We start from the raw sequence: 325 nt of genomic DNA, 5'->3' as shown, positions 1-325 counted from the left end.
TGCCGTTGGAAATGCTCCACGAGGAATTGAGGTCAACCCCTTAACTAATAGAGTCTATGTGGCAAATCAGGGTAGTGGGAATGTGTCTGTAATTGATGGATTAACGAATACCGTAATTACTACTATTACAGTAGGAACTGGTCCCATAGGAGTAGGGGTCAATCCATCCACCAATCGAATTTATGTAGCAAATGCTGATAGTAATAACGTCTCGGTAATTGATGGATTAACGAATACTGTAATTACTACTATTCCTGTCGGCGTTGAACCGAGGGGAGGGATAGGAGTTAACTTATCTACCAATCTTATATATGTACCAAATCGC

General features: G+C 40.9%; 1 protein-coding gene. It reads left to right on the top strand.

From position 1 onward, the window contains the following. Positions 1-58 precede the first annotated feature (58 nt). Positions 59-325: YncE family protein (locus MR170_RS31335; protein ID WP_481746807.1), on the top strand; the 267-nt coding region annotated here is incomplete at its 3' end.

Origin of the sequence: Bacillus cereus group sp. BfR-BA-01524 (assembly GCF_022662595.1) — a bacterium.
GTDB classification, from domain to species: Bacteria; Bacillota; Bacilli; order Bacillales; family Bacillaceae_G; genus Bacillus_A; species Bacillus_A thuringiensis_S.
This window is presented reverse-complemented; position numbering and strand designations above follow the sequence as displayed.